Annotated in this window: 27 protein-coding genes; 15 read left to right on the forward strand and 12 right to left on the reverse strand. The window is 70.8% G+C overall.

The window, feature by feature from the left end:
• Positions 1–19 precede the first annotated feature (19 nt).
• From ACFYNU_RS05435 to ACFYNU_RS05450, 4 genes are all read left to right on the forward strand, one after another.
• On the forward strand, positions 20–943 hold the full coding sequence (locus tag ACFYNU_RS05435) for a F0F1 ATP synthase subunit gamma (RefSeq protein WP_356586555.1): 924 nt from the start codon (positions 20–22) through the stop codon (positions 941–943).
• Positions 943–2397 carry a F0F1 ATP synthase subunit beta gene (gene atpD, locus ACFYNU_RS05440; RefSeq protein ID WP_356586557.1) on the forward strand — a complete coding sequence of 485 codons (1455 nt, stop codon included), beginning with the start codon at positions 943–945 and terminating at the stop codon, positions 2395–2397. Before ACFYNU_RS05435 ends, atpD begins: the two co-directional genes overlap by 1 nt.
• Positions 2398–2538: 141 nt before the next feature.
• Positions 2539–2913, forward strand: coding sequence for a F0F1 ATP synthase subunit epsilon (locus tag ACFYNU_RS05445; RefSeq protein WP_023538635.1), 375 nt, complete (start codon positions 2539–2541; stop codon positions 2911–2913).
• A gap of 135 nt (positions 2914–3048) precedes the next feature.
• Positions 3049–3495 (forward strand): DUF2550 domain-containing protein, encoded by a 447-nt coding sequence (locus tag ACFYNU_RS05450; protein WP_356586560.1) that lies wholly within the window; start codon positions 3049–3051, stop codon positions 3493–3495.
• Positions 3496–3567: 72 nt separating this feature from the next.
• Here the strand turns inward: ACFYNU_RS05450 and ACFYNU_RS05455 are convergent, their stop codons facing one another.
• The 3 genes from ACFYNU_RS05455 to ACFYNU_RS05465 form a co-directional block, all read right to left on the reverse strand.
• The gene (locus ACFYNU_RS05455; protein WP_388765193.1) at positions 3568–5430 is read right to left on the reverse strand and encodes a glycosyl hydrolase family 18 protein; all 1863 of its coding nucleotides are present in this window, start codon (positions 5428–5430) and stop codon (positions 3568–3570) included.
• 162 nt (positions 5431–5592) lie between these two features.
• A complete protein-coding gene (locus ACFYNU_RS05460) occupies positions 5593–6243 on the reverse strand; it encodes a response regulator transcription factor (RefSeq protein ID WP_356586562.1) in 651 nt (216 codons plus the stop codon).
• Positions 6240–7472: a histidine kinase gene (locus tag ACFYNU_RS05465; protein ID WP_356586564.1), complete on the reverse strand. Its 1233-nt coding sequence runs from the start codon at positions 7470–7472 to the stop codon at positions 6240–6242. The genes ACFYNU_RS05460 and ACFYNU_RS05465 overlap by 4 nt, the downstream gene beginning before the upstream one ends.
• A gap of 151 nt (positions 7473–7623) precedes the next feature.
• On the opposite strand from ACFYNU_RS05465, the gene ACFYNU_RS05470 reads away from it, so the two are divergent.
• Positions 7624–8202: a hypothetical protein gene (locus tag ACFYNU_RS05470; RefSeq protein ID WP_356586566.1), complete on the forward strand. Its 579-nt coding sequence runs from the start codon at positions 7624–7626 to the stop codon at positions 8200–8202.
• Positions 8203–8214: 12 nt separating this feature from the next.
• Here the strand turns inward: ACFYNU_RS05470 and ACFYNU_RS05475 are convergent, their stop codons facing one another.
• The 3 genes from ACFYNU_RS05475 to ACFYNU_RS05485 form a co-directional block, all read right to left on the reverse strand.
• The gene (locus ACFYNU_RS05475; protein ID WP_356586568.1) at positions 8215–8787 is read right to left on the reverse strand and encodes a cob(I)yrinic acid a,c-diamide adenosyltransferase; all 573 of its coding nucleotides are present in this window, start codon (positions 8785–8787) and stop codon (positions 8215–8217) included.
• 93 nt (positions 8788–8880) lie between these two features.
• Positions 8881–9636 (reverse strand): ABC transporter permease, encoded by a 756-nt coding sequence (locus ACFYNU_RS05480; RefSeq protein ID WP_356586601.1) that lies wholly within the window; start codon positions 9634–9636, stop codon positions 8881–8883.
• A gap of 24 nt (positions 9637–9660) precedes the next feature.
• Positions 9661–10443, reverse strand: a complete 783-nt coding sequence (locus tag ACFYNU_RS05485) for an ATP-binding cassette domain-containing protein (RefSeq protein WP_356586570.1) — start codon at positions 10441–10443, stop codon at positions 9661–9663.
• A gap of 105 nt (positions 10444–10548) precedes the next feature.
• Between ACFYNU_RS05485 and ACFYNU_RS05490 the strand changes: the two genes are divergently transcribed.
• The 4 genes from ACFYNU_RS05490 to ACFYNU_RS05505 all read left to right on the forward strand — a co-directional run bounded on the left by ACFYNU_RS05490 (position 10549) and on the right by ACFYNU_RS05505 (position 15529).
• Positions 10549–11187 (forward strand): TetR/AcrR family transcriptional regulator, encoded by a 639-nt coding sequence (locus tag ACFYNU_RS05490; protein ID WP_356586572.1) that lies wholly within the window; start codon positions 10549–10551, stop codon positions 11185–11187.
• Positions 11188–11353: 166 nt separating this feature from the next.
• Complete coding sequence (locus ACFYNU_RS05495) at positions 11354–12202, forward strand: 3-hydroxyacyl-CoA dehydrogenase family protein (RefSeq protein WP_356586574.1); 849 nt, start codon at positions 11354–11356, stop codon at positions 12200–12202.
• Positions 12203–12425: 223 nt separating this feature from the next.
• A complete protein-coding gene (locus tag ACFYNU_RS05500) occupies positions 12426–12749 on the forward strand; it encodes an STAS domain-containing protein (protein WP_356586576.1) in 324 nt (107 codons plus the stop codon).
• Positions 12750–13021: 272 nt separating this feature from the next.
• Positions 13022–15529, forward strand: coding sequence for an ATP-binding protein (locus tag ACFYNU_RS05505; protein ID WP_356586578.1), 2508 nt, complete (start codon positions 13022–13024; stop codon positions 15527–15529).
• A 233-nt stretch (positions 15530–15762) separates the two neighbouring features.
• Here ACFYNU_RS05505 and ACFYNU_RS05510 read toward each other — a convergent pair whose 3' ends face one another.
• Positions 15763–16377, reverse strand: a complete 615-nt coding sequence (locus ACFYNU_RS05510; protein WP_356588240.1) for a TetR/AcrR family transcriptional regulator — start codon at positions 16375–16377, stop codon at positions 15763–15765.
• Positions 16378–16526: 149 nt separating this feature from the next.
• Here ACFYNU_RS05510 and ACFYNU_RS05515 point away from each other — a divergent pair, with 149 nt between their 5' ends.
• Positions 16527–16928: a nitroreductase family deazaflavin-dependent oxidoreductase gene (locus ACFYNU_RS05515; RefSeq protein ID WP_356588238.1), complete on the forward strand. Its 402-nt coding sequence runs from the start codon at positions 16527–16529 to the stop codon at positions 16926–16928.
• An 18-nt stretch (positions 16929–16946) separates the two neighbouring features.
• On the opposite strand, the gene ACFYNU_RS05520 is transcribed toward ACFYNU_RS05515, so the two are convergent.
• A complete protein-coding gene (locus ACFYNU_RS05520; protein ID WP_356588236.1) occupies positions 16947–17387 on the reverse strand; it encodes a GNAT family N-acetyltransferase in 441 nt (146 codons plus the stop codon).
• A 165-nt stretch (positions 17388–17552) separates the two neighbouring features.
• Between ACFYNU_RS05520 and ACFYNU_RS05525 the strand changes: the two genes are divergently transcribed.
• The 3 genes from ACFYNU_RS05525 to ACFYNU_RS05535 all read left to right on the forward strand — a co-directional run bounded on the left by ACFYNU_RS05525 (position 17553) and on the right by ACFYNU_RS05535 (position 20348).
• Entirely contained in the window at positions 17553–18488 is a 936-nt protein-coding gene (locus ACFYNU_RS05525) for an alpha/beta hydrolase (protein WP_356588234.1), read from the forward strand.
• Positions 18489–18782: 294 nt separating this feature from the next.
• A complete protein-coding gene (locus ACFYNU_RS05530) occupies positions 18783–19769 on the forward strand; it encodes an endonuclease/exonuclease/phosphatase family protein (protein ID WP_388765345.1) in 987 nt (328 codons plus the stop codon).
• A 90-nt stretch (positions 19770–19859) separates the two neighbouring features.
• The gene (locus tag ACFYNU_RS05535) at positions 19860–20348 is read left to right on the forward strand and encodes a hypothetical protein (protein WP_356588232.1); all 489 of its coding nucleotides are present in this window, start codon (positions 19860–19862) and stop codon (positions 20346–20348) included.
• Here ACFYNU_RS05535 and nucS read toward each other — a convergent pair.
• Positions 20345–21016 (reverse strand): endonuclease NucS, encoded by a 672-nt coding sequence (nucS, locus tag ACFYNU_RS05540; RefSeq protein ID WP_356588230.1) that lies wholly within the window; start codon positions 21014–21016, stop codon positions 20345–20347. The two genes, ACFYNU_RS05535 and nucS, sit on opposite strands and share 4 nt — an antisense overlap.
• 214 nt (positions 21017–21230) lie before the next feature.
• On the opposite strand from nucS, the gene ACFYNU_RS05545 reads away from it, so the two are divergent.
• On the forward strand, positions 21231–21623 hold the full coding sequence (locus ACFYNU_RS05545) for an SCO5389 family protein (RefSeq protein WP_023538618.1): 393 nt from the start codon (positions 21231–21233) through the stop codon (positions 21621–21623).
• An 84-nt stretch (positions 21624–21707) separates the two neighbouring features.
• On the opposite strand, the gene ACFYNU_RS05550 is transcribed toward ACFYNU_RS05545, so the two are convergent.
• Positions 21708–22736: an LLM class flavin-dependent oxidoreductase gene (locus ACFYNU_RS05550; RefSeq protein WP_356588227.1), complete on the reverse strand. Its 1029-nt coding sequence runs from the start codon at positions 22734–22736 to the stop codon at positions 21708–21710.
• A 210-nt stretch (positions 22737–22946) separates the two neighbouring features.
• Here ACFYNU_RS05550 and ACFYNU_RS05555 point away from each other — a divergent pair, with 210 nt between their 5' ends.
• Entirely contained in the window at positions 22947–23276 is a 330-nt protein-coding gene (locus ACFYNU_RS05555) for an ATP/GTP-binding protein (RefSeq protein ID WP_356588225.1), read from the forward strand.
• A gap of 78 nt (positions 23277–23354) precedes the next feature.
• On the opposite strand, the gene ACFYNU_RS05560 is transcribed toward ACFYNU_RS05555, so the two are convergent.
• A complete protein-coding gene (locus tag ACFYNU_RS05560) occupies positions 23355–24203 on the reverse strand; it encodes an ABC transporter permease subunit (protein WP_356588223.1) in 849 nt (282 codons plus the stop codon).
• On the reverse strand, positions 24200–25501 hold the full coding sequence (locus ACFYNU_RS05565) for an ATP-binding cassette domain-containing protein (protein ID WP_356588221.1): 1302 nt from the start codon (positions 25499–25501) through the stop codon (positions 24200–24202). Before ACFYNU_RS05565 ends, ACFYNU_RS05560 begins: the two co-directional genes overlap by 4 nt.
• Positions 25502–25809: the final 308 nt, after the last annotated feature.

Here is a 25809-nt window from a genome sequence, read left to right on the forward strand (position 1 = left end):
GACGGAAGGGACCTGACTCATGGGAGCCCAGCTCCGGGTCTACAAGCGTCGCATCAAATCCGTCACCGCGACCAAGAAGATCACCAAGGCGATGGAGATGATCGCCGCCTCGCGCATCGTCAAGGCGCAGCGCCAGGTGACGGCCTCCACGCCGTACGCGACCGAGCTCACCCGCGCGGTCACGGCGGTGGCGACCGGATCCAACACCAAGCACCCCCTGACCACGGAGGTCGAGTCTCCGGTCCGGGCCGCGGTCCTGCTCATCACGAGCGACCGCGGACTGGCCGGCGGCTACTCCTCCAACGCCATCAAGGCGGCGGAGCGGCTCACCGAGCGGCTCCGGAGTGAGGGCAAGGAGGTCGACACGTACATCGTCGGCCGCAAGGGTGTCGCCTACTACGGCTTCCGTGAGCGCGAGGTCACGGAGTCGTGGACCGGCTTCACCGACAGTCCGACCTACGCGGACGCCAAGAACGTCGCCGGACCGCTGATCGCGGCGGTCCAGCGGGAGACGGCCGAGGGCGGCGTGGACGAACTCCACATCGTCTTCACCGAGTTCGTCTCGATGCTGACGCAGACGCCGGTGGAGAAGCGGCTGCTGCCCCTCTCCCTCGACGACACGTCGGTGGACGAGGAAGCGGAGCAGAAGCACGAGATCCTGCCGCTGTTCGACTTCGAGCCGTCGGCGGAGGACGTCCTCGACGCCCTGCTGCCGCGCTACGTCGAGAGCCGTATCTACAACGCGCTGCTCCAGGCCGCCGCCTCCAAGCACGCGGCCACCCGCCGCGCGATGAAGTCGGCGACCGACAACGCCGGGGATCTCATCAAGAGCCTCTCCCGGCTTGCCAACGCGGCCCGCCAGGCCGAAATCACCCAGGAAATCAGCGAGATCGTCGGTGGCGCCAGCGCCCTGGCCGACGCGACCGCGGGGAGTGAAAAGTAATGACGACCACTGTTGAGGCGGCCACCCCGGGAAGCACGGCCACGGGCCGCGTGTCCCGGGTCATCGGCCCGGTCGTCGACGTGGAGTTCCCCGTCGACGCGATGCCGGAGATCTACAACGCACTGCACGTCGAGGTGGCGGACCCCGCCGAGGACGGCAAGAAGAAGACGCTGACGCTCGAAGTCGCCCAGCACCTGGGTGACGGAGTCGTCCGCGCCGTCTCGATGCAGCCGACCGACGGCCTGGTCCGCCAGGCCGTGGTGACCGACACCGGCTCCGGCATCTCGGTGCCCGTCGGCGATGTCACCAAGGGCAAGGTGTTCAACACCCTCGGCGAGATCCTGAACGACCCGGAGGGCACCGCTCAGATCACCGAGCGCTGGCCGATCCACCGCAAGGCCCCGGCCTTCGACCAGCTCGAGTCGAAGACCGAGATGTTCGAGACCGGACTGAAGGTCGTCGACCTGCTGACCCCGTACGTCAAGGGCGGCAAGATCGGTCTCTTCGGTGGAGCGGGCGTCGGCAAGACGGTCCTCATCCAGGAAATGATCATGCGTGTGGCGAAGCTGCACGACGGTGTTTCCGTGTTCGCCGGTGTCGGTGAGCGCACCCGTGAGGGCAACGACCTCATCGACGAGATGACCGAGTCGGGCGTTCTGGACAAGACCGCGCTGGTCTTCGGCCAGATGGACGAGCCGCCGGGCACCCGTCTGCGGGTCGCCCTGTCCGCCCTGACCATGGCGGAGTACTTCCGCGATGTGCAGAAGCAGGACGTGCTGCTCTTCATCGACAACATCTTCCGCTTCACCCAGGCCGGTTCCGAGGTCTCCACGCTGCTCGGCCGTATGCCGTCCGCGGTGGGTTACCAGCCGACCCTGGCGGACGAGATGGGTGTGCTCCAGGAGCGCATCACCTCGACCCGTGGCCACTCGATCACCTCGATGCAGGCGATCTACGTGCCGGCGGACGACCTGACCGACCCGGCCCCGGCCACGACCTTCGCGCACCTCGACGCGACGACCGTGCTGTCGCGTCCGATCTCGGAGAAGGGCATCTACCCGGCGGTCGACCCGCTGGACTCGACGTCCCGCATCCTGGACCCGCGTTACATCTCGCAGGCGCACTACGACGCGGCCAGCCGCGTCAAGGGGATCCTTCAGAAGAACAAGGACCTCCAGGACATCATCGCGATCCTCGGTATCGACGAACTGGGCGAGGAGGACAAGCTCGTTGTCCACCGTGCCCGTCGTGTCGAGCGCTTCCTGTCGCAGAACACCCACGCCGCCAAGCAGTTCACCGGCCTGGACGGTTCCGACGTGCCGCTCGACGAGTCGATCTCCGCGTTCAACGCGATCTGCGACGGGGACTACGACCACTTCCCCGAGCAGGCGTTCTTCATGTGCGGTGGTATCGAGGACCTGAAGGCGAACGCCAAGGAGCTCGGCGTCTCCTGAGCCGTCGACTCCCCGGAGTCCTCGGTTCGTTCGGCGGGGGGCGGGCTCGAACCGCCCCCCTCCGGACCGCCGATCGTGAACCCCATAGAATCAAGACCAACACCCGGCGACAGAGCCGGGTGGTGACCCGAGGAGCCACCCTTGGCTGCTGAGCTGCACGTCGAGCTGGTCGCCGCGGACCGCAGTGTCTGGTCCGGCGAGGCCACCCTGGTCGTCGCGCGCACCACGTCCGGCGACATCGGCGTCATGCCCGGTCACCAGCCGCTGCTCGGTGTGCTGGAGTCGGGCCCCGTGACCATCCGTACGAGCGAGGGCGGCACCGTCGTCGCCGCTGTGCACGGCGGTTTCCTCTCGTTCGCGGACAACAAGCTCTCGCTGCTCGCGGAGATCGCCGAGCTGGCGGACGAGATCGATGCCCAGCGCGCCGAGCGCGCGCTGGAGCGTGCGAAGTCGGGTGAGGACGACGCCGCCGAGCGTCGCGCCGATGTCCGACTGCGCGCTGTGGCGGTGCGTTGACGCACCGCTTCTGGAATTACCCTCAGCCGCGGCCCGTTCTGGAGTCATCCAGACCGTGTCGCGGCTGAGGCGATGCGGCAGCTGTTTGTAGTTCGTTCGTACGGGTTACTCGATGAGGCGAGGAGGTCGGTATTGATGGTCCTCGCTCTGCTTGTCTGCGGACTGGTCGTCGTACTGGTTGCGGTGGGGCTCTTCGTCTTCGGGCTGCGCCGACGGCTGATCCAGCGGTCCGGAGGGACCTTCGACTGTTCGCTGCGCTGGAACGTGGCCGAGGAGCCCGACACGTCGGGCAAGGGCTGGGTGTACGGCGTGGCGCGCTACAGCGGCGACCGGATCAACTGGTTCCGGGTGTTCTCGTACTCCCCGCGGCCCCGCCGCAGCCTTGAGCGCTCCGCCATCGAGGTGCGCGCCCGGCGCGCGCCCGAGGGCGAGGAGGAACTGGCGCTGCTCTCCGACTCCGTCGTGCTCGGCTGCGTCCATCAGGGGACGCGCCTGGAGCTGGCGATGAGCGAGGACGCGCTGACCGGCTTTCTGGCCTGGCTGGAGGCGGCGCCGCCCGGCCAGCGGGTGAATGTCGCCTGAGCCGCCCGGACCATGACGAGGGGGACGGTGCCCGTGGGCGCCGTCCCCCTCGCTGTGCGCTGCCGCCCGGTGTTACTTCAGACCGTTGCTGATCGCGGTCACGAGTTCGCCGTTCGCGGTGTCACCGGTGAAGTCCCAGAAGAACGCACCGCCCAGACCCTGGCTCTTCGCCCAGGTCATCTTGCCCGCGATCGTCGCCGGGGTGTCGTAACTCCACCAGTTGCTGCCGCACTTGGCGTACGCGGTGCCGCCGACGGTGCCGGTGACGGGGCAGGTGTTCTTCAGGACCTTGTAGTCCTCGATGCCCGCCTCGTACGTGCCGGGCGCCGCGCCCGTGGCGGTGCCGCCCGGAGCGGCCTGGGTGACGCCGGTCCAGCCGCGTCCGTAGAAGCCGATGCCCAGCAGCAGCTTCTTCGCCGGGACGCCCTGCGCCTTGTACTTGGCGATCGCGTCGGCGGAGTTGAAGCCGGCCTGCGGGATGCCCGGGTACGAGGTGAGCGGGGAGTGCGGGGCCGTGGGGCCCTGCGCGGCGAAGGCGCCGAAGAAGTCGTACGTCATGACGTTGAGCCAGTTCATGTACTGCGAGGCGCCGGCGTAGTCGGTGGCGTCGATCTTGCCGCCGCTGGAGGCGTCGGCGGTGACGGCCGCGGTGACCAGGTAGCTGGCACCGAACTTGGCACGCATGGCCTGCATCATGTTCTTCATCGCCGCCGGGCCGCTGGTGTCACAGCTCAGACCGCAGGCGTTCGGGTACTCCCAGTCCAGGTCGATGCCGTCGAAGACATCGGCCCAGCGCGGGTCCTCGACCAGGTCGTAGCAGGACTGCGCGAAGGCGGCCGGGTTCTTCACCGCGTCACCGAAGCCGCCGGACCAGGTCCAGCCGCCGAAGGACCAGAGGACCTTGATGTTCGGGTTGGCGGCCTTGAGCTTGCGCAGCTGGTTGAAGTTGCCGCGCAGCGGCTGGTCCCAGGTGTCGGCGACCCCGTCGACGGCCTGGTCGGCCGTGTACGCCTTGTCCGTCGCGGCGTAGGCGTCGCCCATGGTGCACTTGCCGCCCTGGACGTTGCCGAACGAGTAGTTGATGTGGGTGATCTTGGAGGCGCTGCCGGACGTCACCAGGTTCTTGACGTGGTAGTTGCGGTCGTAGACGCCCCACTCGGTGAAGTAGCCGAGCTTGATCTGGTCGCCGGGCGGGGTGCCCGGGTCCGTACCGCCGCCGGTGGTCTTGACGGCGACCGAGCCGCTGACCGGTCCGGTCTGGTCGGCCGTGTCACGGGCCTGGACGCTGTAGGAGTAGCTGGTGCCCGCGGTCAGGCCGGTGCTGGTGTACGTCGTACCGGTGACCGTGGCGATCTTCGCGCCGTCCCGCAGGACGTCGTAGTTCTTGATGCCCTTGTCGTCGGTGGCCGCGCTCCAGCTGAGCTTCGCCGAGGTATTGGTGATCTCGCTCGCCGTGGGTGTGCCCGGGGCGGTCGGGGCCGTGTCGCCGGGGACGCTGCCGCCGTCGCAGGAGGCGCCGTTGAGCTTGCAGTTGGTGGGGGAACCGGCGCCGGAGCCGGTGCCGTTGAAGCCGAAGGTGACGGAGGCGCCCGGGTTGAGGGTGCCGTTCCAGCCGACGTTCTTGGCGGTCCAGTGGTTGGTGCCGCTCTTGGTGACCGTGGCGTCCCAGGCGGAGCCGACGCCGGTGCCGGCGGGGAAGTCCCACTCGACGGTCCAGGAGCTGAGGGTGGTGGTGCCGGTGTTCTTCACCGTCCACGAGCCCTCGAAGCCGCTGCCCCAGTCGGACTTCTTGGTGTACGTGGCGGTCGCGGACGTGGCCGCCTCGGCGGGGGACGCGAGGCCGACCATGGCGGCGAGGGGGAGGAGGAGCGCGGTCAGCGCCGCGACGGATCTGGATCTGAATCTGCTTCTTCGGACGGTCGTCTTCGTGCTCAAGGGGTACTCCTCGACGAGTGGGTTCGGAGCAGTTCGGGGGTGGTCCGGGTGGGTCCGTGAGAGCCGACTCCTGCGACAGCTCGCGTACGAGTCAGTGGCGTGAGAGTAAGGAGGTCTGGACCAATCGTCAATAGGTCCAGACCAAAGGCGGGCCCGGCTGGGTCAGATCCCCAACTCCTGCGCCAGCACCGCCGCTTGCACCCGGCTGCGCAGCTCCAGTTTCCCCAGCAGCCTGCTGACATGCGTCTTGACCGTCGCCTCGGCCATGTCCAGCCGCACCGCGATCTCGGCGTTCGACAGCCCGCCGCCCAGGCACGACAGCACCTCGCGCTCGCGCCGGGTCAGGGAGTCGAGCGCCGTGAGATCGGGCGCGTCCGCCGTCCGTACGGCCCGCGGCGAGGCGAACTCCGCGATCAGCCGGCGCGTCACGGCCGGCGCGATCAGACCCTCGCCACGCGCCACCGTCCGTACGGCCTCGATGAGGTCCCGCGCCTCGGTGTTCTTCAGCAGGAACCCTGACGCGCCGGCGCGCAGCGCGCCGAAGACGTACTCGTCGAGGTCGAACGTCGTCAGTACGAGGACATCGGCCAGCTTCTCGCCGACCACCTGCCGGGTCGCCGACACCCCGTCGAGACGCGGCATCTGAATGTCCATCAGCACCAGGTCCGGGCGCAGTTCACGGGCCAGGCGAACGGCCTCCTCGCCGTCGCCCGCCTCGCCCACGACCTCGATCTCCGGCGAGCTGCGCAGGATCAGCACCAGACCCGCCCGTACCGCCGACTGGTCCTCGGCCACCAGAACCCGGATCGTCATGACGCGCCGTTCCCCTCGTCGACGGGCAGTTCGGCCCGTACCCGCCAGATCTTGCCGCTGTCGCCGCCGCCGCCGGCGCCGTCGCTGTCCCCGCCGGTCTCTTCCGCCACCACCGGCCCCGCCTCGAACTCGCCGTCCAGCAGCGCCACCCGCTCGCGCATCCCGACCAGCCCGGCGCCGGAGCCCGGCGCCCGGGGGCCCGGCCGGTCACCGTACGGGCTGACGATCTCGACGCACAGGGCGCGCCGTGAGCGGTCCAGCGTCACGGTCACCGGCCCTCGCGCCGCGTGCTTGAGCGCGTTGGTCAGCGACTCCTGGACGATGCGGTACGCCGCCATCTCCACCGGCGTGGGCAGCGGCGTCCCCTCGTCCCGCCGGTCCACGAGGGTGAACGTGAGCCCGCTGGACGCGCCGTTCGTACGGGCCTGCTCCACGAGCGAGTCGAGCGCGTGCAGCGTCGGCGCGGGGGCGGGCTCCCCGTCCACCCCGGCGTCCCGCAGCAGCCCGATCAGCCGGCGCATCTCGGCCAGCCCGGCGACGCTGTTCTCCCGGATCACCGTCAGCGCGTCCTTCGTGGTCCGCGCGTCGTCGAGGGAGAGCGCGGCGGTGGAGTGGATCGCGATGGCCGACAGATGGTTGGCGACCATGTCGTGCAACTCGCGCGCCATCCGCGCGCGTTCGGCCATCACGGCCTGTGTGCGGTCGACCTCGGCGAGCAGCGCGGTCTGCTCGGCTCGCAGCCGGGCGGCCTCGGCGGCGTCGCGGTGGTTGCGCACCAGCAGACCGGTGGTGGCCGGGGCGACACCGATCGCGGCGGCGACGACACCGAGCAGCAGCGCCTCGGCCGAACGGAGCCAGCTCAGGGCGCCCACGGTGACGGCGATCGTGATCAGCGCCGTGCCCCAGGGGATCCGGCGGGCGGCGGACGGACTCCCGTACAGCACCGCCGCGTACACGAGATCCGTGAACATCGCGATCGTCGCGACACTGCCGGTGGTGAACTGGTCGGCGACCAGCGCGACGGTGCCGACGGCCAGGGCCGTGCGGGGCGCGCTCCTGCGCACCAGCTCCACCAGCGAGACGGCGACCAGCGGCACCAGCACCCAGAGGCCGGACAGCTCACGGCCGCCCTGGGTGTGCAGCCCGAGTGACCACAGCAGCAGACCGCCCAGCAGACCGCCCGCGCCGATCAGGACGTCCTCGCGGTGCGGGCGCGGGAAATCGGTCATCCCACCATCAAACACGGTGCCGCGCGCGGGCACCTCCACGTACCGGCCGAGGCGGCGGTACATCGAAGGATGCAGTCACGGTTCGTCACTGCTGACGACGATCCAAGCCCGGCGGGGCGGGAGGCTTGGAAGGAGCTGGAAGGGGGCTGTCGTGATCGTCACGCTGATCATCATCTGTGAGGTCGGATTCTGGGTCCTGCTGGGCCTCGGTCTGTCCTTGCGGTACTTCGCCAAGATGCCGCGCGCGTCGGTGGCGGTGCTGCTGTGCGAGCCACTGCTGGAGGTCCTGCTGCTGGTCGTGACGGCGATCGACCTCAAGAACGGCGCCGAGCCCGACTGGAAGCACGGCCTCGCCGCCGTCTACATCGGCTTCTCCGTGGCCCTCGGCCCACAGCTGATCAAGTGGGCCGACGCGCGCTTCGCCCATCGCTTCGCGGGTGGCCCGCCGCCGCCGGTGACGCCGAAGTACGGCAAGGCCCGCATGGTCTACGAGTGGAAGACGGCGGCCCGCTGGATCGTGGCGTCGGCCATCGCCGTCGCGCTGCTCCAGGCGGCCATCTGGTACGTCGGCTCCGACGGCGAGATCGGGTCGCTCCAGATGTGGCAGCAGAAGATGCTCTTCCTGATCGGCATCAACGTGGTGTGGGCGTCGAGCTACACGCTCTTCCCGAAGAAGGCCCCGGGCGGGACCGCCGAGGCGGAGCGGACCAAGTCCCTCAGCGACCGCTGAGCGGCGTACGGTCTACCGCTCGCCGCCCGGCACCCAGAGCACGTCTCCGACCTCCTTGTTGGCCACCCTGGCCAGGATGAACAGGAGGTCGGAGAGCCGGTTGAGATAGGTCGCCGTCAGCGGGTTCATGATCTCCCCGTGCGTCTCGAACGCCGCCCACGTCGAGCGCTCCGCGCGCCGTACGACGGTGCACGCCTGGTGCAGCAGCGCCGCCCCCGCCGTACCGCCCGGCAGGATGAAGCTCCGCAGCTTCTCGACCTCCTCAAGGAAGCGGTCGCAGTCCGACTCCAGCTTGTCGATGTACGACTGCTCGACCCGCAGCGGCGGGTACTCCGGCGCCTCGACCACCGGGGTGGAGAGGTCGGCGCCGACGTCGAAGAGGTCGTTCTGGACCCGGACGAGGACCTTCACGACATCGTCCCTGAGCTGCCCCAGCGCGATCGCCGTACCGAGGGCGGCGTTCGCCTCGTTGGCGTCGGCGTAGGCGCCGATCCGCGGATCGGTCTTGGCGGTACGGCTCATGTCGCCGAGCGCCGTGGTGCCCTGGTCGCCGGTACGGGTGTAGATACGCGTCAGATTGACCATGGGCCCAGCCTAGGACCTGTCTGCGAAGTCCCGCCCGGCCCGCGACGCCTGGCACGGCGCCTCGCCGCGTTGTAGGCCGCGGGGGCTCCGCGGTCAGGCGTCGGCCTTGCGGAAGACCCGGGTGCCGGCGATGAGCGACAGCGCCGCGAGTGCCACCGCCACCAGGCAGCCGTACAGCATCGCGGCGCTCGCGTAGTCGCCCACGTAACCGGCCCGTACCGCGTCCACCAGGTACCGCAGCGGCACGACGCGCGACAGCAGGTCCAGCCAGCCGGGGGCCAGGGTCATCGGCAGCACCAGACCGGAGAGCAGCATCACCGGCATCGTGAGCGCGTTGATGACGGGGCCGAACTCCTGCGGCGTCGACACGTTCATCGCCAGGGCGTACGAGAGCGAGGCCAGCGCGGCGGCCAGCACCCCGACGAACGCGAACCCGATCAGCACCCCGCCCAGCGGCGCCCGCAACCCCATCACCAGCGCGGCGAGGACCAGCAGCACGGACTGGAAGACGAAGAGCGCCGCGTCCCGCAGCACCCTTCCCAGCAGCAGGGCCAGCCGGCTGACCGGTGTCACCCGCATCCGTTCGAGGACCCCGGTCTGCTTCTCGATCAGGATCGAGAAGCCCGCGAACGAGGCGCCGAGCAGGGCGAGTTGGAGCACCAGCCCGGGGACCAGGATCTGCCAGGAGTCGGTCTTCGCGCCGAGCGGCAGATCGGTCAGCAGGGGTCCGAAGAAGAACAGGAACAGCAGCGGCATCAGGGTGCCGAAGAGGATCTGGAACTTGGACCGCACGGTCTGGCGGGCGTACCGGCCGAAGACGAGCGCGGTGTCCGAGAGCAACGGTGACAGGTGTGGGGACAGCACGGGAGCCTCCTAGACGGCTACGGGGACGGTGTCGTCCGGCGCGGGGGCCCGGCCGGTGATCGCGAGGAAGGTGTCCTGGAGCGAGGCGCCGGGGGAGCCGCCGTACTCGCTCTTCAGCGCGGCGGGGGTGCCCTCGGCCACCACCACGCCGTGGTCGACGACCACGAGCCGGTCGGACAGTTCGTCGGCCTCGTCCAGGTAGTGCGTGGTGAGGACGACGGTCGTGCCGTGCTCGTCGCGGATACGGCGGACCAGGTCCCACAGCCCGGCCCTGCTGCCCGGGTCGAGACCGGTGGTCGGCTCGTCCAGGAACAGCACCTCGGGGCGGTGGGTCAGCCCCATCGCGATGTCCAGGCGCCGCCGTTGCCCGCCGGAGAGCGTCGCGCACGGGCGGTCGAGCAGGTCGGCGAGGTCCAGGTCGTGCGCCAACTCCTCGGCGCGGGCCGCCGCCTGCGGTTTCGTCAGCCGGTAGAGCCGGGCCTGGGTGATCAGTTCCTCGCGTACGGAGAGCTGGGGGTCGACGCCGCCGGACTGCGCCACGTAGCCGATCCGGCGCCGTACCCCCGCGGGCTCCCGGACGAGGTCGAACCCGGCGACCGTCGCGGCGCCGCCGGTGGGCGCCAGCAGCGTGGTGAGCATCCGCAGGGTGGTGGTCTTGCCCGCGCCGTTGGGACCGAGGAGGCCGAGGATCTCCCCGGCGCGCACGGTCAGGTCGATGCCGCGCACCGCTTCGACGGTGCCCCGCTTGGTGGAGAAGGACCGGGCGAGCCCGGCCGTACTGATGATTGCCATGACCCCAGAAAAACAGAGTCACTTAAATTTTGCAACGACTTAAAAAATGCAGCGAGCCCAGTGACCCATCCCGCCGGGCGCGCCGCGCGCCCTAAGCTGTGGGGCATGTCCGAAGGGCTCAGGGAGCGCAAGAAGCGCCAGACCAGGCAGTACATCTCCGACGTCGCCACGCATCTGTTCATCGAGCGCGGCTTCGACGCGGTGACCATCGCCGAGGTCGCCGAGGCGTCGGACGTCTCCGTCAACACCGTCTACAACTACTTCTCGACGAAGGAAGATCTCTTCCTCGACCGGAGTCAGGGCGTTGTCGAGCGGCTCTCCCGTTTCGTACGCGCCCGTGATCCCGGCGAGTCGGCGGCCGACGCCGTCCTGCGCGAACTGCGCGAGGCGACCGAGGCCGTCTCGCCCGCCCTCGGCCTGCACACCGGCTACGACCGCTTCATGAAGGTGGTTCAGGAGTCGCACTCGCTCCGGTCCCGGCTCTGGTTCATCCAGCAGGATCTGCTGGTCCATCTGGAGAAGACGCTCCGCGAGGAGACCGGCGCCGCCGATTCGGACTCGCTGCCGACCCTGGTGGCCGGTCAGCTCGCCTGGGCGCACGGCACGCTCATGGCGTTCATCGGCCGTCTGATGCTCGCCGGCAAGGCCCCCGAGGAGACCTCGCGCGAGGCCCTGGCGCTGCTGGACGACATCGAGGAGGTACTGGGCGCGAAAGTGCTCAAGTACGCTGTACGGCAAGGCTGATGAGCCGCCCCGGCGCCCTGCCGGATGTGATGTCCGTCATGTGAGACGTGACGCGCATCTCTTCGCCACCACAGGGCAGCTCACGACCGATAACCTCCGGCTGAGGGAAATGTAAAGCGCGTGTTAAGCCGCGCGCCGTTCCGGAGCGGAAATCAAGGGGTACGTCGTGGCCAGGAAGCTCGCCGTCATCGGTGCCGGACTCATGGGGTCCGGAATCGCGCAGGTCTCGGCCCAGGCGGGCTGGGACGTCGTCCTGCGAGATGTGACCGACGAGGCCCTGACCCGCGGCAAGGACGCGATCCGCGCCTCGTACGCCAAATTCGTCACCAAGGGCAAGCTCGAAGAGGCGGACGCGGACGCCGCGCTCGCCCGGATCACCACGACCACCGACCTGGACGCCGCGGCCGACGCCGACATCGTCGTCGAGGCCGTGTTCGAGAAGCTCGACATCAAGCACGAGATCTTCCGGACGCTCGACGGACTCGTCCGCGACGACACCGTCCTCGCCTCCAACACCTCGGCCATCCCGATCACGAAGATCGCCGCGGTCACGGAGCGCCCCGACCGGGTCGTGGGCGCGCACTTCTTCTCGCCCGTACCGATGATGAACCTCTGCGAACTGGTACGCGGCTACAAGACCAGCGACGAAACTCTCGCCACCACACGGGAGTTCGCCGAATCGGTCGGCAAGACCTGCATCGTCGTCAACCGTGACGTCGCGGGCTTCGTCACCACCCGGCTGATCACCGCCCTCGTCGTCGAGGCCGCCAAGCTCCAGGAGTCGGGCGTCGCCACGGCCGAGGACATCGACATCGCGTGCAAGCTCGGCTTCGGCCACGCCATGGGGCCGCTCGCCACCGCCGACCTCACCGGCGTCGACATCCTGCTGCACGCCGCCGACAACATCTACACCGAGTCGCAGGACGAGAAGTTCGCGGCGCCCGAGCTGATGCGCCGGATGGTGGACGCGGGTGACATCGGGCGCAAGAGCGGGCAGGGCTTCTACAAGCACTGACATCGGCCGTTCCGCCCTCACCCCACCGGGTGAATTCGGTATCGGTTCGCTCACGAACGACAACTTCCTCAGCCGCGCGGCTGTCAGTTGTTGCACAAAGACATCGCACAAAGGCATCGCAAGAAGACCTGGCACGAAGACATCGCACGAAGACATCGCACGACGACCTGGCACACAGACCGAGAAGACGAACGCGGAGCACATAAGCATTCGGGGAGCGCATATGTACATCAGGGGCGACCACGCCGAGCTGGTCGTCGAGGGCCGCCTCGACGTCCGCAGCGCGGCGGACGCCCGTACGGTCCTGCACTCGGCCGTCGACGACGGAGCCGGCGACCTGGTGCTCGATCTGACCGGACTCGATTCCTGGGACGCCACCGGCCTCGGCGTCATCATGGGCGCGCACCGACGGGCCGGCCGGTGCGGGCGCAGACTCGTCCTGCGCGGCGTGCCGGCCCAGATGCAGCGCCTGCTGGTGGCCACCCGGCTGCACCGCATCCTCGCCATCGAGGGCGGCATCGCAGCAGAATCGCTTCCGCGCGTCTGAACCGGCCGTACCGCTCGACCGACCGACCCCGCCCGGAAGACCCCGCCCGGAAGCGACCCGTGCAGCCGCCCGCGGGACCGCGCACAATCCTCACGAGACCGTGACGTCTCGGACGGGGTGGCACCCCGGCTGTTCCTGGATACTGTGCGGAGGTTTAGGGTTTCGGCCGTCGGCCGACCGACGACCCATACGGCGGCACCCGACCAGAAGAGACGGCGGGGCGTGCGAGGCCGGGAGGGCAACCCGCACGCCACGATCTGGGGGCTTTGACGATGAACCCGACCGACCCGACCCACCCGACGGACCCCGCCGACGCCGGGCGCGCCGACGAGAGACCCGCGGAGCCCGCCGACCGGCCGAACCCGTGGCTCACCCACCCGACGCCCGCGCGCACCGTCGAACTGATCTCGGGCGACTTCCTCATCACCGTCAACCCCGTCGACGGCAGCGAGATCGAGCCGTGCCCGCCGGGCTCGCAGCCGTCCACCCCCGTCCGGCTCGACGCCGACGAGCGCGCCGAACTGCGCCGCGCCGGCCGGCCGCCCATACCGCCGGGCCCCGGCGCGCCCCCGCTCCCGCTGCTGGAGCGCCAGGAGGAGCGCGAACAACTCGTCGCACTGCTGGGCCGCGGACGCTCCGTACGCCTCACGGGATCGGCGGGCTCCGGCCGTACCGCACTCCTCGAAGCCGTCGCCGCCGACTGCGAAGACCTCGCGCCCGACGGGGTCGTACGGCTCTCCGGCCACCACCGCACCGTCACCGAGCTGCTGTACGAGCTGTACGCGGCCGTGTACCGGTCCGTCCTGCACCGCCCCGACCGCGCGGGACTCCTGCGGCTGGTCAACGGCATCGGCGCGATCGTCGTCGTGGACGACCTCGAATTCGGCGGCGAGCCGCTGGACGAACTCCTCGAAGCCGCGCCCGAATGCGCCTTCCTGCTCGCCGTCACCCCCGACGTCGAGGCGCCCATCTCGCGCTCGCGGCTCGAAGAGGTCCTGCTCGGCGGGCTCGGCCGCGGCGCCTCGCTCGATCTGCTGGAGCGCGCCACGGGGCGCCCGCTGACGGACGAGGAGGCGAACTGGGCCGGCGATCTCTGGTTCGAGTCCGAGGGGCTGCCGCAGCGCTTCGTCCAGGCCGGGGCGTTGCTGCGCGGACGCGACCGACCGCGTGGCGACGCCGAGCCGTACGAGGCCGACGGTGTCTTCGTCCATGAGCTGGCGGACGCGCCGTACGGTCAAGGGGGGCGCCGGGACGAGGACTTCACCGGCGAGGGGCTCACCGCCGACGGGTACGACGCACCGCTGCCGACCCTCGGCGAGGGCGCCGCGCCCGCCGCGCTGCTCGCCTCCCGGCTCGGCGAGGCCGCGCGGGAGACGCTGCGGTTCGCCGTCGCGCTCGGCGGCGAGGTGCCGCACCAGGCCCATCTGCCGGCCCTGGTCGGCGACACCCACGCCGACGCCGCCGTCGGTGAGCTGATGAACGCCGGTCTCCTCTCGCCCGTCGGCCCGCGCTACCGGCTCGCCGCCGGGGCACTCGCCCAACTCCAGGCGCACGGTTACGGCGACGAGGCCACGTCCCGCGCGCACGTCGCCGTCCAGCACTTCACCTGGTGGGCCGGGCACCCGTCGGTCACCCCGCGCCGGGCCGCCACGGAGGCGGACGCGCTGCTCGCCGCGATGACACCCCTGGTGGCCAGTGGCGAGGCGGGGCACGCCAGCGCGGCCGTCCTGCTGGCCAGGGGCGCGGCACCCGCCTTCCTGGCGGGACTGCACTGGGGCGCCTGGGAGCGCGCGCTGCGGATGGGCCAGGAGGCGGCCAGGATCGCCGGAGAGGTCGCCGAAGAGGCGTACTTCCACCATGAGTTGGGGATCCTCGCGCTCTGCGTCGGCAGCCTCGACCGGGCCCGCGCCGAACTGGAGACCTCGATCGGCATGCGCGGGGCGGTGGCGGACAAGCGCGGCACCGTGTCCGGCCGCAGGGCGCTGGCCCTGGTCACCGACCGCGAGAACGGCAACACGCCGGCCGCCTTCCGCACGCCCGACGACCAGTCGGCGGTGTCGCCGCCGCGCGGGGTCTCGATGGTCGTACCCGTGCTGGGCCGTCCGCAGCCGGACGACCGGATGACGCTCGTGACGCGCCAAGACGAGACCCCGGTGGCCGGGAAAGCCGCCACCGCGGGATCGTCCGTACGCCGGCGCCGTCCGGTGCTGGGCGGGGCCCGCCGCAACCTGGTCGCCGCCGGCGCGGGCGCGGTGCTCGCCGCCGTACTGGGCACGGTCGTGACACTCGGCGCGTCCGGCAACGACAGCTCGCCCGACGACCGGGTCCAGACGGACCAGTCGGCGGAGGACGACGGCGCAGGCGGATACGACGACGACAGCCAGGAACCGGCGGCGAGCACGAAGAAGCCGGCCGAGCCGGGCGGCGTGCCCGCCACGACCAGCTCGGGCGCGCCGACGCCCAGCACGAGCGGCTCCGAATCCACGGACCCATCAGACAGCCCGTCCGAGGACCCGGATCCCTCGGACCCGGACCCGGATCCGTCGGACTCCGAGCCGACGCCGACGAAGAGCACCCCGGGCCCGGACCCCACGGACTCCAGCCCCTCGCCGACGCCCACACCGACGCCGACCCCGACACCCACGCCGACTCCGACGGACGACGCGGAGCCGCCGCCCATGGAGTCGGCGACGGTGACCGGCGATCCGGCGGAACCGACGTCGGCGTCCCCGTCGGCGTCCTCGTCGGCCTCCCCGGACTCCACCCCGTCGGTGATCTGACCGGCCCGGACACGACAACGGGGCGGGGGGGGGGGGGGGGGGGGGGGGGGGGGGGGGGGGGGGGGGGCGGGGCGCCCGGGGGGGGGGGGGCGGGCGGGGGCCCCGGGGGGGGCCCGGCGGCCCCCCCCCGCCCCCCCCCCGGGGGGTCCGCCCCCCCCCCCCCCCCCCCCCCGGGGGGCCCCCGCCGGGGGGGGCCCGCCCGGGGCCCGCCCCTTCTCCGTCGCCGGCGGCGGTCAGGCCGTGACGCGCGCTCCCGGTGCCGCCGCGGCCGGGCACACGAGGGGCAGAAAGATCTCGTCGATGATCTCGGCGATGGCGTCCTCGGCGATCGAACCCTGGATGAGCAACTCGTTGCGCATCAGATCCAGCGGCAGGCTTATCCGCCGCTCGGTCACCCGGGCGGGATCGATCTCGCCCCGCTCGGCGGCACGTTCGAGGAGGGCCGCCGTGGGCCCACGGTGCACGGAGCTGAGGAGTTCGGTCCGGACCAGCTCGAAGAGCCGGGGGTCACGGGCGCTCTCGGCGAGCAACCCCCAGAGCACATCCACGTCCACCGCGGCGAACCTGTCCACCATCTGCTTGAGCAGCGCGTAGAGGTCCGATCTGAGGGCTCCGGTGTCGGGCAGGCCGTCGGCCGTCGGCACGTCGTGCACCATCGCGGCGAAGACCAGGTCCGCCCGGCCGGGCCAGCGGCGGTACAGCACCGCCTTGCTCGTACGAGCCCGTACGGCGACGTCCCTGACGGTCAGCGCGGCGTATCCGACCTCGGCCAGCTCGTCCCAGACCGCCCGCATGATCGCCGCCTCAAGCGCCTTCCCGCGGCGCCGAGTGGCCGGCGGCTCTGCCATCGCCCGTCCTTAAGAGTCGTTGAGTTCCTTGTCGTGCTAGCTTAGCCTTGAGTCGGAAGATACTCAGAGTTTCTTATATGAGACAGGCCCAGGTCGCAGCAGAGTCCGGCGGCGACTGTCAGCTCCCACGCCGTGCAAGGAGATAAGAAATGACAATGCCACGCGCTTTCCGGAGCCTCGGTCGAGTCGTGAATCCGGTGGTGATGCCCCTCGCCCGCCGCATGCCGCCCCTCGCCCTGGTGGAACACGTAGGCCGCCGCAGCGGCAAGCAGTACCGGACCCCGGTCCAGGCGTTCAGAACCGACCGCGGCTGGGTGGTCGCGCTGGCCTACGGCAAGGACGTCGACTGGGTCCGCAACGTGATCGCGGCCGACGGCGGACATCTGATCCGCGGCGGCCGTCGCTACCAGCTCACCAAGCCGGAACGGATTCACGGCCAGCCGGGACGCCGGCTGCTGCCCGGCTGGTCCCGTTTCCTCATGAAGCTCGTCAGGGTCGACGACTTCGTCGAAGTCACAGCCGCCGAGGTACCGGCCGAGCTGGCGTCCTGACGGGGCCGGACCCCGAGCTCACGGGCAGAGGTAGAACAGCTCGGGGTCACCCTCGTCAAGACCGTGGAGAAGACCGACGGGGCTCCAGCCGGCCCGTCGAAGCAGCCGCTGCATGGGCTGGTTGGAGACATTGGCCGAGGTGAACAGCTTCGGCGTCGCGCACGATTCGGCGACGGCGTCGAGCAACCGGTGCCCGACCCCCCTGCCACGGGCGGCCGGCGCCACCATCAGCATGGTGACGAAGCCCTGCTCGAAGAACGTGTACTCGACGACGCAGTACCCGAGCGGCCCGTCCGCCCCCTCCGCCACGACGGCGACACCCTCTCGACACCACCGCCGAACGGCATCCCGCCGCGCCTCGTCCCCACCGGCGGCCACGGAGTCAACCCCGATCAACGCGCCTGCATCCCCCTCGCCCACGCGGCGCACGACGATGTCGCCCAACTCCCTTGCGTCCATGGGGTCATGCTGCCAGCAGTGGTGGCTCGCGGGGGATAACCCCACTGTGCTCGCTGGCCTCAGCGACACCGGTGACAGGCGTGCCAGTCGGATTCTCTGGTCATCCGGGGCGCCGAATGATGGGACCGACAGCACAACAGCCCCTCAGTCGCCGAAGGATCAACCATGTCCCGCACCCTCCGCGAGCGCCGGTCCACCCGTCGTGTTCTGTCGGCCCTCGCCCTGCTGGCCTTGACCGCCGGCGCCGCCACAGCCTGTGGCGACGACGGCAACGACAAGGACTCCGCACCCGAGCACGCCGCCTCGGCCTCCGGCTCGCCGGGGGCCGGGGATACGGGTGCGTCGAAGCTGCACATGGTCACCAACGAGGGGCATCGTCTGGCCTTCCATGTCGTCCGGGGCAGCGACCGCACCATCGTTCTGGACTCCGGCGGCGGTGAGGACTCCTCGCAGTGGAAGGACCTCGTTCCCAGGCTTCACCGGGACACCGGCGCCACCGTCGTCACCTACGACCGGGCCGGTCTCGGCAGGAGCGACGTGGTGCCCGGCCCGTGGAAGGTCGAGAGCGCTGTCGGTGATCTCAAGGCGGGGCTCGATCAGTTGGGCATCACCAAGAACGTGACTCTGGTGTCCCACTCCCAGGCCGGGGAGATCGCGAACCACTTCGCCAAGGACAATCCGCGGATGCTCTTCGGCGCGGTCCTGGTCGACGCCAACCTCCCCCCGTTCTTCACGGACGAGGAGATTCCCCGTCTCGTGGCCGCGAGCAAGCCGCAGGTCGACGCGGCGAAGAAGGACCCCGACAACCCGGCGAACCGCCAGCTGCTCGCCACGGCGGACGGCTTCGCCGCCGCGCACCGGGCGTTCCACAAGATCGCCTGGCCCGACTCCGTACCGGCGACGGTCATAGTCTCCGAGAAGACGCCGATGGACGGGTCCCCGGTGGACGCGCAGCGCTGGCGCGACGCCGCCGCGTCGTTCGTCGAGGACGGTCCCGACCGGACACTGGTGACCGCCGAGGGCAGCTCCCACGACGTGCCGAAGGACCGTCCCGACATCGTGCTCAAGGAGATCGAGGCCATGGTCGCCACGGAGCGCTGATCCCCGGGACGCCCCGGGACGCCCCGGGACGCCCCGGGACCTCCAGGACGGCCGGGCGCCGCCGATGCTACGAGTGGGTACCTGTCGTCGGCGTATCCAAAACCGCATACGCTCCCGCAACGTCCCACCACCTTGACTGGCGGTGTGACTCGAACTTCAGCGGCGCCGGCTCCCGATCGTCCCAAGAATCCCGGTGCGCCCGGCGAAGCCGACGGCGCCGTACCCGACGCGACGGGCGGCGCGGAGCGCCGGGACACGGGCTCCGGTGACCGGCGTACGAGGATCCGCCGGGCTCTGCGCTCCCTCTCCCGGCCGGAGCCCTGGAGACGAGGGCCGGTGTTCGCGGCGCTGGCGCTGCTGCTCGGTCCGCTCATGCTGCTGCACGCGAGGATCCCGAGCCTGGGGCTGAACCTCGGCAGCCTGGTGGAGACCTTCCTGCCGTGGTTCGGTCTGTTCGTCCCCGTCCTGCTGGCCGGGGCGCTGTGGCGCCGCTCCGCTTCCGCCGCGGTCGCGCTGCTGGTGCCGGTCACCGCGTGGCTGACCCTCTACGGCGGGCTGCTCACCGACAAGTCCCGGCCGGGCGGCGACCTCACCGTGGTCAGCCACAACGTCGGCGCCGACAACCCCGACCCGGCCGGCACCGCCCGCGACCTGGCCGCCTCCGGGGCGGACCTGCTGGCCCTGGAGGAGCTGTCCCAACAGGCCAGGGAGACCTACGAGAAGGGCCTGGCGAAGACATATCCGCACCACACGGTGCGGGGCACCGTCGGACTGTGGAGCAAGCTGCCGCTGTCGGACACCCGCCCGGTCGACGTCAAGATGGACATGGGGCCGCTGGGGGAGAGCAAACCGGACGAGGTCACGCTGGAGTACAACCGGGGGCTGCGGACCACCGTGGCCACGGACCAGGGGCCGCTGGCGGTGTACGTGGCCCACCTCGGCTCCGTACGCGTCAATCCCAGAGGGGGCCTTTCGTCGGGCCAGCGGGACGCCGGCGCGCGGTCGTTGGGCCGGGCCCTCGCCGCCGAGCGGACCGAGCGGGTGGTGCTGCTCGGCGACCTGAACGGCACCATGGACGACCGCGCGTTCGACTCCGTCACCTCCCAGCTGCGCTCGGCCCAGGAGGCGGCCGGGAGCGGCTTCGGTTTCAGCTGGCCGGCGGTCTTCCCGGTGGCGCGGATCGATCAGATCCTGGTACGCGGCGTGGAGCCGGTGAGCGCGTGGCTGCTGCCGGCCACCGGGAGCGATCATCTGCCGGTGGCGGCGCGGATCAGCTGGTGAGTGCCGGTCGGCGCGACACGGGTGTCAGTGCGATGCGATAGACACGTCGCGGACAACTCCCGCAGCGGCGACCGACGAAAGGCCCCACCGATGGACGAGACCTCGAACGAGACCGTGGGCGAGGCCGCGGACCTCGTGGCCGGACTGCCCGGCCGTACCGGCGCGATCGGCGGCATCGAGTCGCTGGTCCTCGATGGCCGGCGCCTCTGGTTCGGCTTCGACTTCACGTCCGACCAGGTGCTCTCCCCGCTGATCGGCGACGCGGACGCCATGGCGCGCTACGCGGCACGGCACATGCGTCAGCGCACCGGCGCCCACGACGAGGCGTACTGGGCCGGGCTGGTCCGGGCCTCGGTCGACAGCTCGGATCTGGTGTGGCGCGACGAGCAGCGCGCCTTCACCACCGGGGCGCTGGAGAGCGGAGACGTGGGCGCCGCGCAGGGGCATCTGCTCTATCTGCGCGACGCGGCCACGGCGGAGGAGGGGCACCTGCCCGGCGCCACCGTGGCCAACTGGGACCTGCTGTTCGCGCCGTACGCCCGGGGGAAGCGCGACGGCGCCGGCCAGGACAGGCCCTAGAACAGGCGCAGTTTGTCGTCCTCGATGCCCCGCAGCGCGTCGTAGTCAAGCACCACGCAGCCGATGCCCCGGTCCGTCGCCAGCACCCGGGCCTGGGGCTTGATCTCCTGGGCCGCGAACAGGCCGCGTACCGGGGAGAGATGGGGATCGCGGTTCAACAGGTCGAGATAGCGCGTCAGTTGCTCGACACCGTCGATGTCGCCCCGGCGTTTGATCTCGATGGCGACGGTCGCGCCGGCCGCGTCGCGGCACAGGATGTCCACCGGGCCGATGGCGGTGGGGTATTCGCGGCGGATCAGGCTGTAGCCGTCGCCCAGTGTCTCGATGCGGTCGGCGAGAAGCTCCTGGAGGTGTGCTTCCACGCCATCCTTGATCAGGCCCGGATCGACTCCGAGTTCATGTGACGAGTCATGGAGGATCTCCTCCATGGTGATGATCAATTTCTCGCCCGCTTTGTTCACGACCGTCCATACTCCGACATCGTCACCGGTGCCCTCTTTGAGCGCGCACGGCGGAGACATCCAGTTGAGCGGTTTGTACGCCCTGTCGTCCGCGTGGATCGACACGCTCCCGTCAGCTTTGACCAGGATCAGACGGGGGGCGGAGGGCAGGTGGGCGGTGAGCCGGCCCGCGTAGTCGACGGAGCAGCGGGCGATGACGAGACGCATGGTCCGCAACGCTACTCGACTGTCGACGTTCGCCGCGATTCGACCCTCAAGCCCCGTTCGTTTGTGGCCGGTTGTGTTCCCATTCGCCTGGTGCGGTCCGGACAGCACGCATAACGTGGATGCAGGAGGTCGCCGGTCGTGCACGCTGCGTCGTCGTCTCCCCCTTCCCTGCCCGTAAGGCCCCAGTTTGCTGGGGTCGCGAGAGGAGAACCCCATGTCGCTCGACGTCTCACCGGCACTGTTGGAGCAGGCCGAGCGAGGCGAGGTCGACGAAGCGGAATTCGTCGACTGCGTCCGGACCTCCCTGCCGTTCGCGTGGGAGATGATCAGCTCCTTGGTGGCCCAGCTGAAGGTGGACGGCGGAGAGTTCGCCGACAACCAGACGCCGCCGCCGGACGAGCAGGCACGTGGTCAGCTGCTGCGCGCACTCGCCAGTGACGCGATCCGCGGTGCGCTTCAGCGCCACTTCGGAGTGCGTCTGGCATTCCAGAACTGTCACCGGGTCGCGGTGTTCCCGCTGGACCCCTCGGTCGACGAGAGGCTCGCCCGATTCACTTCCATCAGGGGGCAGTTGCTCAACCAGTCCCCTGAGCTGCGGGACTGCTGACCCCGGGATGTACGGTCCGTCGGCGGATTCCTGGGCCGACACAGGGATCCGCCGGGCGGCCCCCACCGCGTCGCACCGGCTCGCTCAGCTCAGCCGGGGCAGCACCTCGGCCCCCATCCGCCGTACGTTCTCCTCCGTGGCGACCAGGTCTCCTGAGCCCTCGACGAGCAGCGCGAAGCGCGTGATTCCGGTTCGTTCCGCCGTGGCCGCCAGCCGGTCGGCGGCGAGCCGGGGAGGCCCCACCGGATGCAGACCGCACAGCAGTTCCGTGTAGGCGACGGGATCGCGCATCGACCTGGGCCTGCCGTCCACCGTCACATGGGCGCCGAGCCCCAGCCGCAGCCAGCCCGGCATCGCCTTCACCAGCGTCTCGGTCGCCTCCGTACGGGTGTCGGCGATCTGCGCCACCCCCGCCGACACGTGCGCGGCGCCGACGGCCTGCTCGGGCGGGTGGCCGGCGGCGATGGCGTGCGTCCGCCACAGGGCCACCATCTCCGCCTTCTCCTCGTCCCCGCAGTGCATCCCCAGCAGCATCGGCAGCCCGCGCTCGGCCGCCAGCCGCACACTCTTCGCGGAGGTGCACGCCACGACCACCTCGGGCCCGCCGGCGCCGTCGATCAGTTCGTCGGGCCTTGGTACGACGGGGACTTCGCGGAACCGGTAGCGCTCGCCGTCCGCCGACACCCGGGGGTCGCGCAGCCAGCGCAGCAGCAGGTCGAGCGATTCGGGGAAGTCCCGTTCGTACGCCCGGAGTCCCGATCCGAAGACTTCGAGATCGACCCAGGGGCCGCCCCGGCCCACGCCGAGCGAGAAGCGCCCGCCGGAGAGCAGATGCAGCAGCGCCGCCTGCTCGCCGAGCGCCACTGGATGTATGTTCGGCAACACGCTGACCGCCGTACCCACCCTTATGCGCCGCGTACGCCCCAGCAGCAGGCCGGCCAGTGTCACGGCCGACGGGCATGTGCCGTACGGCACGAAGTGGTGCTCGGCCAGCCACACCGAGTCCAGCCCGGACTCCTCGGCGACCTCTGTGGTGCGCACGGCTCTGTGCAGTGCTTCTCCCTGGCCCTGGCCCGGGAACTGGGCCGCCAGTACAAAAGCTCCAACTCGCATCGCCTTCTGCCTCCTTGCGGCTGACGCGGCTCCCCCCTACTGGCATTAACGTCTGACACGTGCCATGGGCACGGGCGGGGCGGAAGTTGTTGCGATTGTCCGCTAACTGCGCCGTGCGGGTGCCCACGGTCTCACGCGCGCGGGCCTGGCACGGCGAGAGCGGCCCGTACGCTGGAGGGGAACCGTGCTGTCTGCCCCGTGAGGTGTCATGTGTCCCCGCGCCGCAACCGCCCCCGAGGCGGCGAGACCCCGACCGACCACGCCGGTGAGGCGTCGGACCGGTACGGCGGCTTCCAGCGGACCGAGTCCTGGCAGGGCGAGCAGTGGGCGGTGCGGAACGTCGCGGGCGCGAGCGCGGCGGGCAAGCGTTACCGCTGCCCCGGCTGCGACCAGGAGATCCCCTCGGGTGTGCCGCACGTGGTGGCGTGGCCGGAGTACGGCGGCGTGGACGACCGGCGGCACTGGCACAAGGCGTGCTGGAACGCGAAGGACCGCCGCACCTCGCGGGTGCAGCGGTCCCGTAACGCGCCGAAATTCTGAACCGGGGGAGAGGCGCGGGGCGGGAGCCGGGCACGGCCGGCGCCGTGGCGGCCCGACAGCCGTGAGCGCCAACTCGCCTTACACGTCGCGCCGGTTGAGCGTGTACGCGGCGAGGGCCATCACCGCCGCCGTGACACCCGTCCCGATGAACAGCGGGTCCCAGCCGCTCGGCCCGGCATCGGTCATCGAGGTGTCGTAGAGCACCGCGAGCTGGCTCGGGATCGAGTACGAGAACAGGGCCTCCTGCACGTCCGCCAGCGACGGCGAGAACATGAACATCGCCAGCACCAGCGGCAGCAGCACCACCCCGATCATGATGGTGATCGCGCCCGCCGAGTGCCGGATGAGCGCGCCGACGGCCAGCGCCAGCAGGCCGAGCAGCGCCACGTAGAGACCGACGCCGAAGGTGGCCCGCAGCCACTCCTCGCCGCTGGGCGCGCGCCCGCCGAGGATCGCGATCTGGATGCCGCCCACCAGGGCCGCCGTCACCGTCGTGGTCGTGAACACCAGCAGGAAGAAGACGATCGACTTCGCCGCCAGCACCCGGCCCCGGCTGGGGCAGGCGGTCAGGGTGGTGCGGATCATGCCCGTGCCGTACTCGGACGCGATCGTCAGCACGCCGAGGGTGATCACACAGATCGAGCCCAGCAGTACGCCGAAGAAGCCCATCGGCAGCATCGACTCCCCGGCGGGGGCGGGCTCCGAGAAGGAGATGGCCCAGGCCACGAGCGAGCCGATGCCCACCATCAGGACGATCATGACGCCGAGCGTCCACACGGTGGAGCGGACGGAGCGGATCTTGGTCCACTCCGAGGCGAGCGCGTCACCGAGGGTGGCCCGGCGGACCGGGATCGGCGAGATGTACGACCCGAGGGGCTGGCCGCCCTGCCAGATCGGGGCCTGCGGCTGCTCGTACGGGGCGGTCATCGGGCGTCCTCGGTGCTCTCGGCCGCGGCTGCGGTCCCGGCTGGGGTCTGGGCGGCGGCGGTGCCGGCTGGGGTCCCGGCGGCGGTGCCGTCGGGCTTCGCGTCGTTGAGGCTCTTGGCGAAGTCGGCGGCGCTCGCCGGGGCGGGCGCGGGCTTCGCGGGCGCGTCCGCGGGCGCCGACGGCGCGGCAGCGTGCGGCGCGGCAGCCTGCGGCACGGCAGCCGCAGCGGCCGGTGCCGGGGCGTCCGTCGCGTACGGGTTCCCGCCCGGAGGCGGCGGCGGGTACCAGCCCTGCGTCGGCACGTCGGGCACCACCGGCGGCTGGTACAGCTGCACCGCGTAGCCCTGCGGCTGCGGCGGCGCGAAACCGGCGAGCTGGTCGGCCGTCGACCGGTAGTCCACGGCGCCCTGCGTCAGGCGCATGTACGCCTCCTCCAGCGATGCCTGGTGCGGGGACAGCTCCCAGAGCCGTACGTCCGACTCGTGCGCCAGATCGCTGATACGGGGCAGCGGCAGCCCGGTGACCCGCAGAGCGCCGTCCGGCTCGGACAGCACCTGGCCGCCCGCCTCGCCCAGCGCGACGATCAGCTTCTCGCGGTCCTCCGGGGTGGTGTGCGCGGGGCGGATCCGCGCGAAGTCCGCCGAGTTGTGCGAGATGAAGTCCCGGACGCTCATGTCGGAGAGCAACTGCCCGCGCCCGATCACGATCAGATGTTCCGCCGTCACTGCCATCTCGCTCATCAGGTGCGAGGAGACGAAGACCGTACGGCCCTCCGACGCCAGCTGCTTCATCAGATTGCGCACCCAGAGGATGCCCTCCGGGTCGAGCCCGTTCACCGGCTCGTCGAAGAGCAGCACCTGCGGGTCGCCGAGCAGCGCGGCGGCGATACCGAGCCGCTGGCCCATACCGAGGGAGTAGCCCTTGGAGCGGCGCCGTGCCACGTCCTGGAGGCCCACCACGCCCAGTACCTCGTCCACCCGGGCCGCCGGGATGCCGGAGAGCTGCGCGAGCGACAGCAGGTGGTTGCGCGCGCTGCGCCCGCCGTGCACCGCCTTGGCGTCGAGGAGCGCGCCGACCTGGCGGGGCGCGTTGGGAAGCTGCCGGAAGGTGTGCCCGCCGACGGTCACATGGCCGGCGGTCGGCTGGTCGAGGCCGAGGATCATCCGCATGGTCGTCGACTTGCCGGAACCGTTGGGGCCCAGGAACCCGGTGACGGTACCGGGCTTTACCTGGAAGGAAAGGTTGTACACGGCCGTCTTGGCGCCGTAGCGCTTCGTCAGGCCGACTGCCTCGATCATTCTCCAGCCCCATCGACAGTTCAGTCAGGTGGTCGGGGCAGTGGCCGCTCCGGGCCGACGGCCCCCGTAAGAGTTAGGAGGATATCCGGGCCTTGACGGTTCCGGCCAAGTCGTTGCGACGGAGCGGCGGCGACTCCTCGCGCGTAACAGGCGCCTGGGCCCTGTCGGTGGACAGGGCCCAGGCGCCTGTTACGGCCCTGCCGGCGGACACCCCCTAGGGGGTGTCTTGCCGATCTTGCCGGGCTCGCGGTCCCTGGCACGCGCCCTCGCCGTGTTGTCGTCGGTCGCCAACGCTCCGCGTTGTCTCC

Origin of the sequence: Streptomyces sp. NPDC006643 (genome assembly GCF_042870175.1) — a bacterium.
Lineage (GTDB): Bacteria > Actinomycetota > Actinomycetes > Streptomycetales > Streptomycetaceae > Streptomyces.